Origin of the sequence: Vibrio sp. S12_S33 (genome assembly GCF_963889785.1) — a bacterium.
Taxonomy (GTDB): domain Bacteria; phylum Pseudomonadota; class Gammaproteobacteria; order Enterobacterales; family Vibrionaceae; genus Vibrio; species Vibrio aestuarianus.
Window position 1 is genome coordinate 1 of the sequence record NZ_CAWPQZ010000371.1, and the last position, 255, is coordinate 255.

A 255-nucleotide genomic window follows, 5' to 3' on the forward strand; every position below is an offset into this window, starting at 1 on the left:
TAGGCCTGCCGCCAGCGTTCAATCTGAGCCATGATCAAACTCTTCAATTAAAGTTTTGTTGGTCCTAAGACCGGCTCAATGAATACTGACTTCAAAACTGCTCTTACTCGAAAGTAAAAAGTAATTTCAAAGCTATTGTTGTTCCAACAGAACAACAATGAATTGACTGTGCCAAAATCAAGTAAACTTGATTCTGATTGGTCACTCAGTTCATTGATAAATCTTTTTCGATTATCATCAACGAGTGCCCACACA

Annotated in this window: 1 protein-coding gene; it reads right to left on the reverse strand. The window is 38.0% G+C overall.

Features of this window, described 5'->3' with window-relative positions:
- Nucleotides 1-47: 47 nt before the first annotated feature.
- The coding region (locus AACW06_RS20505; protein ID WP_238336792.1) for a hypothetical protein at nt 48-255 on the reverse strand (208 nt) is incomplete at its 5' end.